15 protein-coding genes and 1 riboswitch are annotated in these 15,099 nt (G+C 41.7%); of the genes, 2 read left to right on the top strand and 13 right to left on the bottom strand.

Translation table 11 applies throughout. The features are described 5' to 3' along the window. Window positions 1-51: 51 nt before the first annotated feature. Genes MN204_RS17280 through nadC form a run of 3 tightly spaced genes read right to left on the bottom strand, consistent with a single transcriptional unit; the run spans window position 52 to window position 3,909 of the window. A complete protein-coding gene (locus tag MN204_RS17280; protein WP_249872342.1) occupies window positions 52-1,989 on the bottom strand; it encodes a TRAP transporter permease in 1,938 nt (645 codons plus the stop codon). A gap of 27 nt (window positions 1,990-2,016) precedes the next feature. Then, the gene (locus tag MN204_RS17275) at window positions 2,017-3,027 is read right to left on the bottom strand and encodes a TAXI family TRAP transporter solute-binding subunit (RefSeq protein WP_249872341.1); all 1,011 of its coding nucleotides are present in this window, start codon (window positions 3,025-3,027) and stop codon (window positions 2,017-2,019) included. 36 nt (window positions 3,028-3,063) lie between these two features. Further along, the gene (gene nadC / locus MN204_RS17270) at window positions 3,064-3,909 is read right to left on the bottom strand and encodes a carboxylating nicotinate-nucleotide diphosphorylase (RefSeq protein WP_249872340.1); all 846 of its coding nucleotides are present in this window, start codon (window positions 3,907-3,909) and stop codon (window positions 3,064-3,066) included. Window positions 3,910-4,234: 325 nt separating this feature from the next. Between nadC and MN204_RS17265 the strand changes: the two genes are divergently transcribed. After that, window positions 4,235-4,768, top strand: a complete 534-nt coding sequence (locus tag MN204_RS17265; protein ID WP_249872339.1) for a transcription repressor NadR — start codon at window positions 4,235-4,237, stop codon at window positions 4,766-4,768. 243 nt (window positions 4,769-5,011) lie between these two features. Here MN204_RS17265 and MN204_RS17260 read toward each other — a convergent pair whose 3' ends face one another. After that, window positions 5,012-5,776, bottom strand: a complete 765-nt coding sequence (locus MN204_RS17260; RefSeq protein ID WP_249872338.1) for an SDR family NAD(P)-dependent oxidoreductase — start codon at window positions 5,774-5,776, stop codon at window positions 5,012-5,014. Between the two features lie 238 nt (window positions 5,777-6,014). On the opposite strand from MN204_RS17260, the gene MN204_RS17255 reads away from it, so the two are divergent. Beyond that, the gene (locus tag MN204_RS17255) at window positions 6,015-7,169 is read left to right on the top strand and encodes an acyl-CoA dehydrogenase family protein (protein WP_249872337.1); all 1,155 of its coding nucleotides are present in this window, start codon (window positions 6,015-6,017) and stop codon (window positions 7,167-7,169) included. A gap of 283 nt (window positions 7,170-7,452) precedes the next feature. On the opposite strand, the gene MN204_RS17250 is transcribed toward MN204_RS17255, so the two are convergent. The 9 genes from MN204_RS17250 to MN204_RS17210 form a co-directional block, all read right to left on the bottom strand. Continuing rightward, window positions 7,453-8,397: a 2-hydroxyacid dehydrogenase gene (locus MN204_RS17250; RefSeq protein ID WP_249872336.1), complete on the bottom strand. Its 945-nt coding sequence runs from the start codon at window positions 8,395-8,397 to the stop codon at window positions 7,453-7,455. Between the two features lie 136 nt (window positions 8,398-8,533). Next, the gene (locus MN204_RS17245; RefSeq protein WP_249872335.1) at window positions 8,534-8,905 is read right to left on the bottom strand and encodes an iron chaperone; all 372 of its coding nucleotides are present in this window, start codon (window positions 8,903-8,905) and stop codon (window positions 8,534-8,536) included. A gap of 106 nt (window positions 8,906-9,011) precedes the next feature. Continuing rightward, window positions 9,012-10,211, bottom strand: a complete 1,200-nt coding sequence (locus MN204_RS17240) for an ornithine--oxo-acid transaminase (protein ID WP_249872334.1) — start codon at window positions 10,209-10,211, stop codon at window positions 9,012-9,014. Window positions 10,212-10,438: 227 nt separating this feature from the next. Next, window positions 10,439-10,993, bottom strand: coding sequence for an O-acetyl-ADP-ribose deacetylase (locus MN204_RS17235; RefSeq protein ID WP_249872333.1), 555 nt, complete (start codon window positions 10,991-10,993; stop codon window positions 10,439-10,441). Window positions 10,994-11,151: 158 nt separating this feature from the next. Beyond that, entirely contained in the window at window positions 11,152-11,931 is a 780-nt protein-coding gene (locus MN204_RS17230; protein WP_249872332.1) for a TatD family hydrolase, read from the bottom strand. Then, complete coding sequence (locus MN204_RS17225; protein WP_249872331.1) at window positions 11,912-12,664, bottom strand: ABC transporter ATP-binding protein; 753 nt, start codon at window positions 12,662-12,664, stop codon at window positions 11,912-11,914. The genes MN204_RS17230 and MN204_RS17225 overlap by 20 nt, the downstream gene beginning before the upstream one ends. After that, window positions 12,651-13,430: an ABC transporter permease gene (locus MN204_RS17220; protein WP_249872330.1), complete on the bottom strand. Its 780-nt coding sequence runs from the start codon at window positions 13,428-13,430 to the stop codon at window positions 12,651-12,653. The genes MN204_RS17225 and MN204_RS17220 overlap by 14 nt, the downstream gene beginning before the upstream one ends. Next, window positions 13,430-13,720: a thiamine-binding protein gene (locus MN204_RS17215; RefSeq protein WP_249872329.1), complete on the bottom strand. Its 291-nt coding sequence runs from the start codon at window positions 13,718-13,720 to the stop codon at window positions 13,430-13,432. The genes MN204_RS17220 and MN204_RS17215 overlap by 1 nt, the downstream gene beginning before the upstream one ends. A 2-nt stretch (window positions 13,721-13,722) precedes the next feature. After that, window positions 13,723-14,715 (bottom strand): ABC transporter substrate-binding protein, encoded by a 993-nt coding sequence (locus MN204_RS17210; RefSeq protein WP_249872328.1) that lies wholly within the window; start codon window positions 14,713-14,715, stop codon window positions 13,723-13,725. A gap of 215 nt (window positions 14,716-14,930) precedes the next feature. Next, a riboswitch (TPP riboswitch) is annotated at window positions 14,931-15,040 on the bottom strand. Window positions 15,041-15,099: the final 59 nt, after the last annotated feature.

The raw sequence follows: 15,099 nt of genomic DNA, 5'->3' as shown, positions 1-15,099 counted from the left end.
CACCATCATAAAACCGAACAGTGACAAACACTGTTCGGTTTTCAAGGAATATCATGACATTATTCGAGGAGTGGCAGGCACCTTCGTGATTTTTCGTTTGTGTTGCAAGATGAATACGATGGTGATGATGATTAGGCCGATTCCGCTTGTTAGCAGGCTGGCGTACATCGTTAGTGCACCACTCGTAATCAGTAAAATTCGTTCTAGAAGCGTTGTTCTCGTTTTCAGCCAGCCGATTGCGCCAGCGCCGAGTGCAATGACACCTATAACCGCTGTCAGAAACGCAATAATGATCTCTACAGCAGAACCATCCATGAGCAGCGCTGGCTCTAGAACAAACATAAACGGAACGACAAATCCGACAATACCTAGTTTTACAGCTTCCAATCCCACTCTGTTCGGGTTAGCATCCGCAATTCCCGCAGCTGCATAGGAAGCCACGGCAACAGGTGGTGTGATTGCCGAAAAGATGGAAAAGTAAACAATGAATAAATGGGCAGCCATTACAGTCACACCCAATTCAATCAAAGCTGGTGCTGCGAGCATGGCAGTCAATATATACGCGGCCGCTACAGGCATGCCCATTCCGAGAATAATACAAATAACCATAACCAGAAGCAATGTCGGAAAAATCATTCCATCTGTCAATCCAAGTACAATGCTCGTTAGCTTCCCGCCAAGACCAGTAGTCATGATTCCGGCAATGATCAGCCCAGCTGCTCCGCTGGCCGCTGTTACTGGAATCGATGACTTTGCACCATCAATCATGGAAGCGATAATTTTCCGCACTCCCATCCGGGTATCTTTACGGAACCAGCTTACAGCGACAACAGCTAGTATTCCGTAAAAACCAGTTCTGGAAGCACTGAATCCCTGCATTAAAAAAAAGACAAGAACAATCATCGGGATAACATAGAACCATCCTTCTTTCAGAACATCCTTTAATTTAGGAATATCCTCTTTGGCAGGACGGGGTAAATTCAAGCGCATTGCCTCTAAATGGACCATGGAAAGTAATGAAACATAGTAAAGAATACCAGGAATTAGTGCTGCAATGACGATGGAGCTGTAAGACATCTGGGTGACGGCAGCCATAAGAAAAGCTGAGGAACCCATAATTGGCGGTAAGATACTTCCTCCTGTTGAGGCAGCTGCTTCCACTGCGGCAGCGATTGCCGGCGGATAGCCTGACTTTTTGCTTACTGGTATCGTAAAGTTTCCGGTTGTGACAACATTTGCAGTTGGACTTCCTGAAATGGAACCGAAGAAGGCACTTGTCAGAACTGCTACTTTGGCAGAACCTCCCCGCGTTCTTCCAGCAATTGAGGCTGACAGTTTATAGAAAAATTCTCCAGCACCCGATTTTTGCAGAAAAGAACCGAATAACATAAACATAAACACAAATGTTGCAGCGACAGATATCGGCGAACCCCAAAGCCCATTAAAACTAAATGCGAGCTCATCAATGAATTCAATTGGGGACAACTTGCGGTGACTGAGCATTCCGCTTAGATGATGGCCACCGAGTGTATAGGCCGCACCGATAAATACGATGATGATAATCGGAAAACCAATGGTCCTGCGTGCTGCCTCAATGGTTAACAGTACAAATACGAGTCCGATAAAAATATCAAGCGCACTTAATGGATTCATAATCGGAATTCTCGTCGCGATTCGTTCAGCAAGTATTGTAAAATAGATTCCTGCACTAATCGACAATACTGCAAACAAATAATCCATCACACTTGGTGCATGACTTTTGATTACATCCTTTTTGGAATACCCGTATAAAAGAAAAGTAAGTGCCAGGATAAACGAAAGATGGATCGCCATTTGATTAAGCGGATCCAACTTACCCCAAATCACAGACCAAATCTGGTAAACGGATAAAAAGAATGCAGTAAAGCCGACTATTTTTATATGATAGCTTGCTAGATTACGTTTATACCCTTGGGCAAACCAGCTAACTAGAAGTTTTCTGATGTTCACAATGCTATGACTCCTTTTGGGAAAACCTTACTCCATCAATCCTTTTTCCCGGAAAAATTTTTCAGCTCCTGGATGAAGGGGAACATTACCAACATCCATGATCGTTTCTTCTGTTAGATTTTTAAATTCCTGATGTACGTTTCTGAGATAGTCGAAGTTATCATAGATTGCTTGTGTTATCTGATAAACTTCTTCCTCCGGGATATCTTTGTGTGTAATGAGTATTGCCGGTGTACTGATCGTAGGTATATCTTCTTCCAAAAATGCGTATGTTCCAGCTTGAATGGTGCCTGATTTCATACCTAGTTCTTCTGCCACTGCCTGCATCGTTTCCGAATCAAGCGGAAGCATTTTCATGTTCATGGAAGTTGCAGCCTCAATAATATCACCAGAAGGAGCGGAAACCGCATCACCGGCAGCATCTATTCGGTTGTCAGCCATCATTTCGAATGTTTTCGACCCCGATAAATAATCAACAGAACCCCCCCATGAAATGATGTCGTCATAGGTCACACCATACTCCTGAAAAATATTTCGGGTCATTATTTCCCCGGCAGAACCCTTTTGATCGACCGCCAATCGAATTGGTACCTGTTGTTCAACGATTTCAGCAATGGAATCATATGGTTCATTTGCCCGAACTAGAAATTGATAGTAATTAGATGGAATAATAACACTGACAGCCCGCAAGTCTTCGTAAGGTTCTGTATAAGGCTCTTCACCAGTGTATGCGGCATAGGATGTCATCGCATAGGATAAGCCATATGGAACTACACCAGTACCCACAGTGGGTGGGTTTTCCACGATACCACCTGGTTCCACTGTTATAATGGAACCATCATGTTCTCGGCGGATTGATTCTGCCACCCCTTCTGCAAATACCGACCATGCCCCACCAGTACGGCCACCGATGATCGTTGTGTTCAGTGTGTCCTGTGAATCACTTGGTGCATTTGATTGTGAATTATCACCACTCCCGCATGCAGCCAAAATGAACAGTCCAATAAAAATAAAGAATAGCAAGTATATTTTTTTCATCGTTTTACCCCCTGATGGTTTGTAAAGTGAATCGGGTTATTTTTTCTCTCCATCGTTAACTTGCAGACTAATATCCAATGCCTTTACGGAATGTGTTAATGCACCTAATGAAATATAATCGACACCGGTATTTGCATAGGCTGCCAGATTGTCCAGTGTGATGCCACCTGAAGCCTCTGTAATAATGGAGTCCGGTACAAGTGAGACAAACGCTTTTATTTCTTCAGGTGTTCGATTATCGAACATAATGACGTCTGCACCTGCTTGGACTGCTTCAAGAACTTCCTCTTCGTTTTCCGTTTCTACTTCGATTTTTACCATATGTCCAATTGCCGCACGTGCTTTTTTAACAGCTTGGGCTATCGATCCGCAATAGGAAATATGATTGTCCTTAATCATGACGCCGTCATACAGTCCATTGCGGTGGTTTTTCCCGCCACCAGTGATGACGGAATATTTATCCAGCAAACGGAGTCCAGGCGTTGTTTTTCTCGTATCACAAATAGTGATGCTCGGATCATTTAACGTTTCAACGGCCTTACTTGTCATTGTTGCAATCCCACTCATTCGCTGCAGTAGATTCAGGATGACCCTCTCTCCAGTCAAAAGATGTCTGACCGGGCCATACACTTCAGCAATAGTGTCTTGTTGATTTACTTGGTCTCCATCGTTAAAGTGAAGTTTTACTTCAATTCGCGAATCGAGCAGGTGATATGCCTCCGTGATTATGTCCAGACCAGAAAGTGTTCCGGCCTCTTTTGCAATGAACACACCTTTACCGGTTTGATTCTCTGGAAATATTGCTTCGCTTGTTATATCTTGATCACCGATGTCTTCCAATAGAAAAGAATCGAGCATATTGCGTAATTTCAGTTTATTCATGTTAGTACTCCTTAAAAGTTATTGAATTTAGAAAGTCCGAATGTGAATATTTTCACAATAAGGGTATACGTGTACGAAAACTATCATGTAAATTAGGTTGGATTCTTCTTCGATTTTTATAAATCTCTACCTAAAAAGGTAATCTAGTAATGTCACTTGTCTTGACATCTATATTTACATAGAATTAATATAATATCAAGTGATTAAATTTGGAATGTAAATTTTTTGTAAAGATAAAAAAGGTTAATTTATAGGATGGATATCATGCTATGTTAAAGGTTAAATGTACACATGATATATACTTATACGAGGAGGTGGGTCACCTATGAAAACCGGTAAAAAAATGTCTTCCGCAAACAGACAACAACTTATTATAGAAACACTGAAAAGAGCAAGGAGGCCTGTTAGCGGCAGTGATTTTGCCTGTAAAGCCAATGTATCGAGACAAGTTATCGTCCAGGATGTATCCATTTTGAAGGCAAAAAATGAGCCAATTATTGCCACCAGCCAAGGGTATCTCTATCTGAAGGAAGAAAAGGAAGATATTCTTGAGCGTAAAGTGATTGCTTGCAAACATGGAGCTGAACAAACACAGGAAGAACTTTACCTTATCGTGGATCACGGCATCACCATCAAGGATGTTATAGTGGAGCATGCTGTATACGGTGATTTGACCGCTTCCATCTGTGTCAGCAACCGAAGAGAAGTAGATCAGTTCCTAGAAAAAATTAACGCAGCGGATGCTCCCTACCTATCTTCTCTAACAGATGGTGTACATCTACACACACTTGAAGCCGACTCCATGGACAAAATCGAAGCCGCCTGCCAAGACCTAAAGAAAGCAGGTATACTGATTTAGGAGTGCCTGTCACTCCCCGATATTTGTCGAAAAAAACTCAATCAGTAGCAGCGGTTTTTTTATTCCGCAGCGCACTGATTGATACTATTACAGGGGCATCACCTAAATGAAAGTCTTCCGAACGTATCGCCTATAACCCAACCCATAGTGTGTATTAGTTATTAAAATTAGAACCAGTCCAGTATGAAAAGATGAAACCACTTTCCAGTGATTTCATCTTTTTTAAGTACATATCGCTTTCTATCAATCTGCCTGCATGCCACCATCCACATTATAGAGAGATCCATTGACAAATGAGGCGTGGTCAGATGCAAGGAACAGGACGACCTGTCCCACTTCATCTGGAGCACCGAATCGACCCATAGGGATTCCCTGTTTGATTGCTTCACCAGATGTTTCAGGCTCGCCTGGCGTTATATTATTCTGAATATCCGCAAGCATTTGAGTATCAATTGCAGCTGGCGCAACTGCATTGACGCGAATGCCACTGGCAGCAACTTCCAATGCTGCCGTTTTTGTGATTCCAGCTACCGCATGCTTGGAAGCAATATAACCCGCCATTCCGCTTGAGCCGATATATGCTGCGTTTGAGGCAGTATTAATAATGCTGCCATACCCTTGTTTTTCCATCTGCCTGATGACATGTTTCAGTCCGAGGAATACCCCAGTTACGTTAATATGGAGGATTTGTTCGAATTTTTCTTTTTCCAAATCTTTAATTTGAGCAAAAGGTCCATTGATTCCGGCGTTATTGAAAAATACATCAATTTTTCCGAAAATGTTAACCGTTTGATCCACATATCTTTTCACATCTTCTTCATCGGTTACGTTTGCCTGCACTACCAAAATTCTATCTTCCTCAGCATTTAAGGAATTTTTAGCATTATCAAGTGCTTCCTGATTGATATCCACTAAAACTACTTTTGCGCCCTTGTCCAAAAACAGCTGGGCAGTTGCCTGACCTATTCCACCTGCACCACCTGTAATCAATACTACTTTGCCATCCATTTTAATTCCTCCTTTTTATATGGAGCTTTCTTTCTGAATTTACATACAATTCTAATGAAAGCGCTATTTAATATCAACTATTTTTACTTATCGTCATAATAGGTTGGTTGTCCCTGAAAATTATCGGATCTAAACCCTATGCCATTTACATTGAAATTTTCATAACATAGTGAAATAATAAACCTATCATTCCTACTGGATTAATTGAATAAACAATATATAAAGCTGGAGGTTGGAAATGAAGTTATCAGACCTTACTACAATGGAAAAAAGAGTAAACCTATTATCTAAAACTGTAAATTCATTTTCACAACGTGCAATGCATCATGATGAAAATGGCACGTTCCCTTTCGAAAATTTTGAGGACTTAAAAACAATCGGCTATTCGTCCTTAACCGTTCCAAAAGAATATGGCGGAGAAGGGATTTCTCTATCTGAACTACTTCACTACCAGGAAATAATCGGAAAAGCGGACGGTTCAACAGCCCTATCCATCGGCTGGCATATGGGTATCATGAAACATCTCGGTGAAAATGAAATTTGGAAAAAGGATATCTATGCAGAAGTAGCCAAGGATGTCGTTCATTCTGGAGCATTATTGAACAGTGCCGCATCAGAGCCTGCTACCGGAAGCCCGACCCGTGGCGGCAAGCCGGAAACTTATGCGAAGAAAGTCAGTGATGGATGGGTCATTAATGGCAGAAAAACATTTACAACCCTCTCCCCTATTCTGGATTATTTTATTGTCAGTGCATCGATTGATGGAGAGAATCAGGTTGGAAATTTCCTCATGAAGCGGGAGCTGGCTGGTGTCAACGTGGATGAAACATGGAACTCCATTGCAATGCGCGGTACTGGCAGTCATGATCTTGTACTGGAAAATGTTCATCTAGGCAAAGAGGTTCTCGTTGAACGTGTGTCTCCTGGTAAAAAGAAACCCGCTGGCTGGTTACTGCATATACCTGCGTGTTATCTTGGAATTGCCAGCGCTGCCCAGGAAAAAGCAATTCAGTTTGCTGCCAGCTATTCACCAAACAGTATAGAGGGCACCATTTCCGACTTACCGAATGTCAAACAGAAGCTAGGTGAAATGGAACTTAAAATGATGGAATCCAGATATTTCCTCTATGGTGTAGCTAAAAAATGGGATGAAAGTGATGAAGTAGTTAGGGAAACGATGGGACCTGAGCTGGGCGCGGTGAAATTATCTGTTGTAAATAAAGCTATTGAAGTGGTTGACTTAGCAATGCGAATTACTGGTGCTAGAAGTTTATCCAAGGAAAACCCATTACAGCGCTACTATCGTGATGTCCGCGCAGGCCTCCACAATCCCCCGATGGATGACATGACCGTGATGCAGCTGGCAGGGAAATCAATTGCGGAGCATAAGTAACTCCCATTATTAGAGACTATATGTGAATGGAATATGACATTTTTAAAACAGTTATTTAAACAGAAAATGATTCCGGTGCAGCACATCGAGTAGATGATAGGAATAAAAGCTTTATCATCCGGAATATTTTTTGAATCCAGAGGTTTTGAAACACACGTCATACTTATTAAAATGCCTTTTCTTCCCTGTTCATCAAGGTTAGAAAAGGCATTTTTCCCTTCTACACTATTTTACAAATGTTCCTAACAGGATGTATACTTTTCCATTAATTGGTTACGGAAATCTAGTTTACGAGATTCGCCAATTCCTCCCTAGCAGCAAACCGCTTCAGATTAGCAAGTGCCCCATCACCTATCCGCTCGATTGCTTCATACGTAGCTGCTCCGATATGTGGAGTGGCAATCACGTTCGTTAGTGCAGCAAGTTCACTCTTTGTTGGTTCATCTGCGAACACATCAAGTCCCGCTGCAAATAATTGCTTATTCTTAAGAGCTTCGGTTAATGCATCTTCATCAACTAATCCACCACGTGAAATATTGATGAGAATGGCGGTCGGTTTCATGAGGCTTAGTGTTTCCACATTGATCATGTTTCGTGTTTTTTCATTCAAATTTGTGCATATGACAACTGTATCGGAAGTCGAAAGCAGTTCATCTAGATCAACAAATTTCACCCCTAATTTTTCAGCAGAATCATAGTCTTTATGATTGGCATAGACGCTTATTTCCATATGGAAACCATTGGCGCGTCTTGCGATAGCTTTTCCGATATTTCCGAAACCGATGATGCCCAGTCGCTTATTGAATATTTCAAAGCCCATGGAAAGCTCCCATTTACCGGATTTCATTTCCTGATTTTTTTGAGTAACATGCCTTGCAGCCGCAAGCATCAAACCGAAAGCATGATCTGCAACTGCTTCAGCATTCTGTCCAGGGACATTGGTTACAGGGATTCCCTTTTCCCGTGCATATACATGGTCGATATTGTCGTATCCTGAGCCAAATTTCATAATGTATTTCAGGTTAGCGGCAGCATCGATGATTTCCTTATCAATATTTACAATAGCAACGACAATGACATCAACATCTGCGACTTCCCTTTTCAATTCCTCTTTTTCAATTCCCTGATCTGTCAGAATAACGTTTACTTCTCCTATTGTACGTGCTTCTTCTATCAGTTTTGGATTTGCCTCAATAAATGCATCCCGAAGCATAAATAACATTTTCATATGTATTCCCTCCGCAGTTACCAACTATTATTATTATGTTAAATAGTTTACTTGAAAATCAATAAACCGAACAGTAACAGCCCTGTTCGGTTTTTAATATATTTCGACATAATTCAGGGAGTGACAGTGAACCTTTTTACTCCCGCCAAAAAGTTGAACAGTTTTCCTTATCTAAAATATTAAACGCTATTAGTTTCTCAAGTAATGAGAAATCAACCGGACTATCCCACTTGATACGTATCAATTCCTTACTGTAATCATAGCCAGCCTCCACTATTTCATTAGAAAAATGATTAATAGCTACACTTTCGGGGGCAACAGCCAAATGCTTTTTGGCTACACTAAAGGCAATAATAAATGTACCATGATCGGTAAACATAGGCTGGTTCCACTTTATTGCTGGCACTAAATTGGGGAATTTCTCAAATACCCAACCCAAGACCTCTTCCGTTCGGGCCCGGTATTGTGGATTATCGATACGCGCTAAGAATTCTGCAAAAACTTCCATGTTGTTTCCTCCTACACTAAAAAATGATGTCAAACCCCACTCTTCGTTCAAACTCCTCAGACAACCGCTGACACTTGGCCAGTTAGAATTCTTTTAAAAGTTAACCTTATTTTGATAGCACTTGATTAATTCTTTCAATGGCCCAGTCCAAATCTTCTCGTTTAATGACTAGTGGTGGTGCAAAACGGATGGTATTTTCATGCGTTTCTTTACATAATACCCCTGCTTGTTTTAATGCTTCACAATAGGAACGAACCGGCCGATTAAATTCTACTCCAATAAACAGGCCACGTGCACGAACCTCTTTTAATTCCGGATTGTGGATTGCACGCAATGCGTTTGCGAAGTATTCACCTAATTCGAGCGACTTTCCAACTAGGTTCTCTTGCTCAATTACTTCTATCGCTGCAAGGGATACCGCACATGCTAAAGGATTTCCTCCGAAAGTCGATCCGTGCGAACCTGGTGTAAAAACATCCATAATAGCTTTATTCGCTGCAATTGCCGATACAGGGAAGACCCCGCCACCTAAAGCTTTACCCATCACATAGATGTCAGGTACAACATTTTCCCATTCGCAGGCAAACATTTTTCCAGTACGTGCAAAACCTGTCTGCACCTCATCCGCAATAAATAATACGTTATTTTCTGTACAAATGTCACGAACAGCTTTTAAGTAACCCTCTGGTGGAATGATAATACCTGCTTCTCCTTGAATTGGCTCCACAATAACAGCGGCAGTATTTGGTGTAATCGCGTTACGGATTGCGTCTGCATTGCCGAATGCTACCTTTTTGATGCCTGGTACGAATGGTCCGTAATTTTTTGTTGCACTTGGATCATCCGATAACGAAACGGAATTGATGGAACGACCGTGAAAATTTCCTTTAGCAGCGATGATTTCCGCTTGATTATCCTCTACGCCTTTTACTTCGTATGCCCAGCGGCGAGCGGCTTTAATCGCTGTTTCAACAGCCTCTACACCCGTATTCATTGGCAGTACTTTATCTTTACCTGTAAGTTCGGCGACTCGCTTCGTCCAAGGTCCGAGCAATTCATTATGGAAGGCACGTGATGTCAATGTTACTTTATTTGCCTGATCTTTCAATGCCTTAATAATTTTTGGATGACGATGCCCTTGGTTTAAAGCAGAATAGGCACTTAACATATCTAAATATTTATTGCCTTCCGGGTCTTTTACCCATACACCATCCGCTTCTGCAATTACGATTGGAAGCGGATGGTAGTTATTTGCCCCATAATGTTCGGTTTGTTCCATGATTTCATTCGACTGTGTAGTTGCCATACATCATTCCCCCTTGAAATCTCATTGGTAGGCGATAATTGGCAATATCCCCACCAGCTTTATATCTAGTATACTACATTTTAATGAAAGCGTTTTGTTTGCTTAGTGCCTGTCACTCCTCGGTTTTTGACGAAATTTGTCGAAGGTTTTATAACGATTGAAAAACCTTTCCTAGTTTCATTTGAAACATTAGAAAAGACTCATTTCTTTCACTCTTTTTATTGACATTATTCTTCCAATATTATTTTCAATGCCTCTCTGTATACGTTATAATCACTTTCAGAGAACAGTGTTAAAACAACATCCCCAAAATCATTATTTTCCAGATAGTTTACAATTGTCTGGAGGGCTGTTTCCGATGCCTGATCAATTGGATAACGATATACTCCTGTTGAAATAGAAGGAAAGGAGATGCTGTTAATCTTCTTTACTTTGGCAAGCTCCAACGCATTTCGATAACAATTGGCAAGCATTTCTTCTTCCGTATCAGGATTACCTTGCCACACCGGTCCAACCGTATGAATGACATAGTCAGCCGGGAGATTATAGCCAGGCGTGATAATTACCTCACCTGTTGGCAATTCCTCCCCTTTCAGTTCTGCCTGGCGAATCTTTTTACATTCCTGAACCAAATCTTCTCCTGCTGCACGATGAATTGCACCATCAACTCCGCCACCACCAAGGAGCGTTCCATTTGCTGCATTAACAATAGCTCTTGTCTTTTGCTGCGTAATATCACCGATCATCAATTCAAGCGAATTGCCATTAATATCGACTTGCATTTGATTTGCCTCCTCCTATCATGATTCTAGACGGTAACATTTTAGAAAAATTCTCTATTCTTTACTTATAACCGTTATCAAACCAGAATAAACCGAACAGGGCTGGGCACTGTTCGGTTTTCGGCATAATTCGAGTAAATTCGGGGAGTGACAGGCACCTAGCCCTCGTAGAACTTCGTTGTATTCTTGTAGATTTGTTTATAGGCTACTTCTAATTCTACATTTTTTATGTGGGCAATTTTTTCGATGGTTTCGTGGATCATTTTTGGATGTGTCATTTGCTTTGTGAATGGTCCTTCGAAAGGCCATGGTCCGTCAGTCTCTACCATCATTTGTGTTAGTGGATAGTCCTTTACCAGACTCTGAATCTCCCGTTCATATACTACATCTGGTGTCACGGAAATCAAATAGCCGTTTTCCTTCATTCTTTCCACTGTACGCGGATCACCTTTGAACCAATGGAAATGTGCTTTTTTAATAGAGTGCTTCTCTAACAGCGAGCACACCAGTGGAGCGTCTTCATAGACCGCATGGAGAACAATCGGTTTGTCTTCCAATCTTTTTGCTACCTGTATAAATTTCTCCAGCAACTCCAGATAAGGCTGCAATGCAACATCCTGTTCTTCTTTCCGCATATAATAAGGCAAGCCAACTTCCCCGATGGCAACCATGTCCTGCTCGTTTGCTTCTATAAATCCCAGTAGCTCCTCCAATTCCCGCTCCTCGGGGAGAGCTTGTTCCGGATGAAAGCCAAATGCTGCTTTTATACGCCCGTTATCTCTTGCCAACTCAAGATTTTTCCTTGCCGATGTCAAATCGTTCGAAACGGTGATGAGCGTATCGATTTCATACTTATCCATCTCCCGCAATATTCGCACGCGCTCTGATTCCTCATATAAATCTAAATGGACATGTGCATCAATCACTCGATGAAACATGTGGAAATCTCATTTCTTCGTAGATTTTCTTTTTCCATTGTAAAAATTCATCAGATAAGAGCAGGGATTCTTTTCGCGGGCGTTCAAATGGAATGACAAATTCCTTTCTTACTGTTGCAGGCCTTGCTGATAAAATGATGATTCTGTCTGACAGAAAAATAGCTTCCTCGATATGATGTGTAATAAACAATATGGAACGTTGGTGGGCTTCCCATATCGATAGCAGCCATTTTTGCATATCGATTCTCGTAAACTCATCCAAGGCCGAAAACGGTTCATCCAATAAAATGAGCTCCTGTGGACTTAGCAGGCTGCGAATAAAGGATGCACGCTGCTTCATGCCACCGGACAATTCATGTGGGTAGGCTTTTTCATATCCCTCAAGACCTGCCCGCTTCATCATTGCAATCGCCTTTTCTCGATCACGGTAGCCGGTTAGTTCCTGACCTAAAAGGACATTATCCAGAATCGTCCGCCATGGCATTAAGGATGGCGACTGTGGTGTATAACTGATGGATCCACGTTTCCCGTTAATTTTCTCACCGTTTAAATGGATGGAACCGGAGGACGGCAGACTAATTCCACCAATAATCCGAAACAATGTACTTTTCCCACTCCCTGAAGGTCCAAGCAGTGAAACAAACTCTCCATTCCCGACCGAAAAATGGACGTCTTTCAATACAGAATTTGTCTCAAAGGATTTGGATAAATGACGAACCTCAAGATGATTCATGATGACTCCCCTTTTCTATTGGCTTCCAATTGATGACCCACTTTTCAAGGACTCGAATAATTGCAAAGAAAATCAAACTCATAATCACGATCAAGAAAATTGACACAAATACGCGGTCCGTTCGATAAGAAGACGATGCCAGTGTCATGTACACACCAATTCCCTTACTCGCACCGAGCCATTCCGATATAACTGCTCCCATCACACTATAGGTTGCTGAAATTTTCAACCCGGAAAATAAAGATGGTAATGCATGTGGCCATTCCAGTTTCCAGAAGATCTGTTGTTTCGTTGCACCCGCCATTTGTACATAATGCTTTAAATCATTGTCTGTCTGGCGAAAACCATCGAGCAATGCAATCGTTATTGGGAAAAAGCATACGAGCGTAATGACGATTAACTTAGGAAGTATGCCGAATCCGAACCAGATTACCAATAATGGCGCCAATACAATGGTAGGGATGTTTTGCGAGATAATAATCAATGGGTAAAATGCCTGTCTCATAAATGGAATCAAATGCAGACTTACCGCAACAATGATTCCTACGCTTGCGCCAATTAAGAATCCCGTTATTACCAATTGTACCGTCGATGCAAGATGGACCTGATAACCTGACCAGCCTGTAAATGCTTCTGCAAAGACCTGTGATGGACTGGGAAGCAACCATGCAGGAATTTCAAAAATTATGGTGCAAAATTCCCAAAAGATAAATAAAAGGATGAGGGCCAGAATCGGCCTCCACCCTTTTTCAAAGATTGATCGCATCAGCGATATTTCTCCGTTAATTGATCCATCGAGGCTCCAGTCGGTTTATAGAAAACCTTTATTTGGGATATGGCACTGGGGCATCCTTTTTCCACCATTTTCTCATTCATTCTCTCTACAATCTGAAATAATTCGGCGAGCTCTCCCTCCATGGTCGTTTCCAAAGGACTCACCTGATATTTCACACCGGATTCATGGATGACCGCTATTGCCTCGTCCACAAAGGGAATCGTATCTTCTCCATTTTTCGTTTTTGGGATAATTTGAATACTTAACAATGCATTCGCCATGCTTATTCCTCTCCTTTTTCAGGTAAAAATTCATTTGTAAATGCTTTTTCGCTGTCAAGTTCTTTTTCCAGCAAATTATTTTCATACATCCACTCCGAGTAGTTCTCCCATACTTCCAGTTTTTGTACTCCCCATTGGTCCGCATCATCTTGGTACCTTGGTGCTAACCACTCCTGACTTGCTTTTACGAGTTCCGGATCAAGATCAGGCACTGCTTCAATCAGCACATCTGCAGCCTCATCGGGATTTTCGATTGCAAATTCATAACCTTTCGAAGCCGCATGGACGAATTGCTTCACGGTTTCCGGATCTTCTTCAATCATCGTTTCATTCGTAGCAAGAACCGGAGTATAATAATCCAATTTATCGCTGTAATCGGTTAGGTAAATCATATTAATTGGCTGGTCACGTAGTTCTGCTTCCACACCTGTCCATGCATAATAGATCCAGGCAAAATCAATCCCCTGCTGCATGGAGGTAAAAAAGTCTGCGTCTCCAATACTGACGATTTCAACCTTTTCCACATCGGCATCATCCTGCTGCATAATGGAACCAAGCACTGCTTTTTCAACCGGTGCACCCCAGCCTCCATACGATTTACCTTCAAAATCTTTTGCTGTTGTTATATTTTTTTCATCCAACGATGCAAAACCTGATGTATTATGCTGAATGATGGCTGCAATGGATACAATCGGTATATCCTGAATACGTGCCTCGGTAATGCCTTCCTGATAGCTGATGCCAAACTCCGCTTTACCCGCTGCGACCAATTGATCTGCCCCAGCTTCTCCAGGCATGATAATTTCTACATCCAGGCCAGCCTCTTCAAAATATCCTTTATCTCTAGCAACATACAAGCCAGTATGATTTGTGTTTGGTGTCCAGTCCAGTACAACCGTAACCTCTTTTAATGTGTTTGCCGAATTTTCCTCATCGGTATTTCCGCAAGCTGCAAGCACCACTAACATGATGCTCAAAAATAATAACTTCCTCATTTCAAATCCCTCTTTTCCTAAGCTAAAAATATAAGTTTAATAGGGGGGAGCAACATGTACGGATATTCCATCACTCGTAAACTGCAGGTTTGCCAACAAGCTAAGGCAGACATTTTCCTTGCACTGATAGAGGTAAGAACGTTTTCTACGCTCTTACTTACAAACAAAAAGCGCCCAAAGTATAGGAACCTTGGGCGCATACGATTTATTGTAATATCCGTATGAAGCATGTTCCCTACGCTGGTCTTAGCCAGATCAGGTTCTAAGAGTCAGTATCTTACGGATACAATCTCAACCAGCAACACTGGTCCCCCTACAACTTATCTTTCGTTATATAATGTTCATTTCATTTATACTATTACATAACGAAACGTTTAAATCAAG

This window comes from Oceanobacillus saliphilus, assembly GCF_023522835.1.
Taxonomy (GTDB): Bacteria; Bacillota; Bacilli; order Bacillales; family Amphibacillaceae; genus Oceanobacillus; species Oceanobacillus saliphilus.
Note: the sequence above shows the minus strand (reverse complement) of the source record. Positions and strands in the feature narration are given on the sequence as shown.

Coding starts and splice junctions, on each gene's coding strand:
- MN204_RS17225 (WP_249872331.1), bottom strand. CDS start 12,664: ATGAATCATCTTGAGGTTCGTCATTTATCCAAATCCTTTGAGACAAAT.
- MN204_RS17235 (WP_249872333.1), bottom strand. CDS start 10,993: ATGCAAGTCGATATTAATGGCAATTCGCTTGAATTGATGATCGGTGAT.
- MN204_RS17255 (WP_249872337.1), top strand. CDS start 6,015: ATGAAGTTATCAGACCTTACTACAATGGAAAAAAGAGTAAACCTATTA.
- nadC (WP_249872340.1), bottom strand. CDS start 3,909: ATGAATAAACTGAAATTACGCAATATGCTCGATTCTTTTCTATTGGAA.
- MN204_RS17265 (WP_249872339.1), top strand. CDS start 4,235: ATGAAAACCGGTAAAAAAATGTCTTCCGCAAACAGACAACAACTTATT.
- MN204_RS17245 (WP_249872335.1), bottom strand. CDS start 8,905: ATGGAAGTTTTTGCAGAATTCTTAGCGCGTATCGATAATCCACAATAC.
- MN204_RS17260 (WP_249872338.1), bottom strand. CDS start 5,776: ATGGATGGCAAAGTAGTATTGATTACAGGTGGTGCAGGTGGAATAGGT.
- MN204_RS17215 (WP_249872329.1), bottom strand. CDS start 13,720: ATGGCGAATGCATTGTTAAGTATTCAAATTATCCCAAAAACGAAAAAT.
- MN204_RS17220 (WP_249872330.1), bottom strand. CDS start 13,430: ATGCGATCAATCTTTGAAAAAGGGTGGAGGCCGATTCTGGCCCTCATC.
- MN204_RS17275 (WP_249872341.1), bottom strand. CDS start 3,027: ATGAAAAAAATATACTTGCTATTCTTTATTTTTATTGGACTGTTCATT.
- MN204_RS17250 (WP_249872336.1), bottom strand. CDS start 8,397: ATGAAAATGTTATTTATGCTTCGGGATGCATTTATTGAGGCAAATCCA.
- MN204_RS17240 (WP_249872334.1), bottom strand. CDS start 10,211: ATGGCAACTACACAGTCGAATGAAATCATGGAACAAACCGAACATTAT.
- MN204_RS17210 (WP_249872328.1), bottom strand. CDS start 14,715: ATGAGGAAGTTATTATTTTTGAGCATCATGTTAGTGGTGCTTGCAGCT.
- MN204_RS17230 (WP_249872332.1), bottom strand. CDS start 11,931: ATGTTTCATCGAGTGATTGATGCACATGTCCATTTAGATTTATATGAG.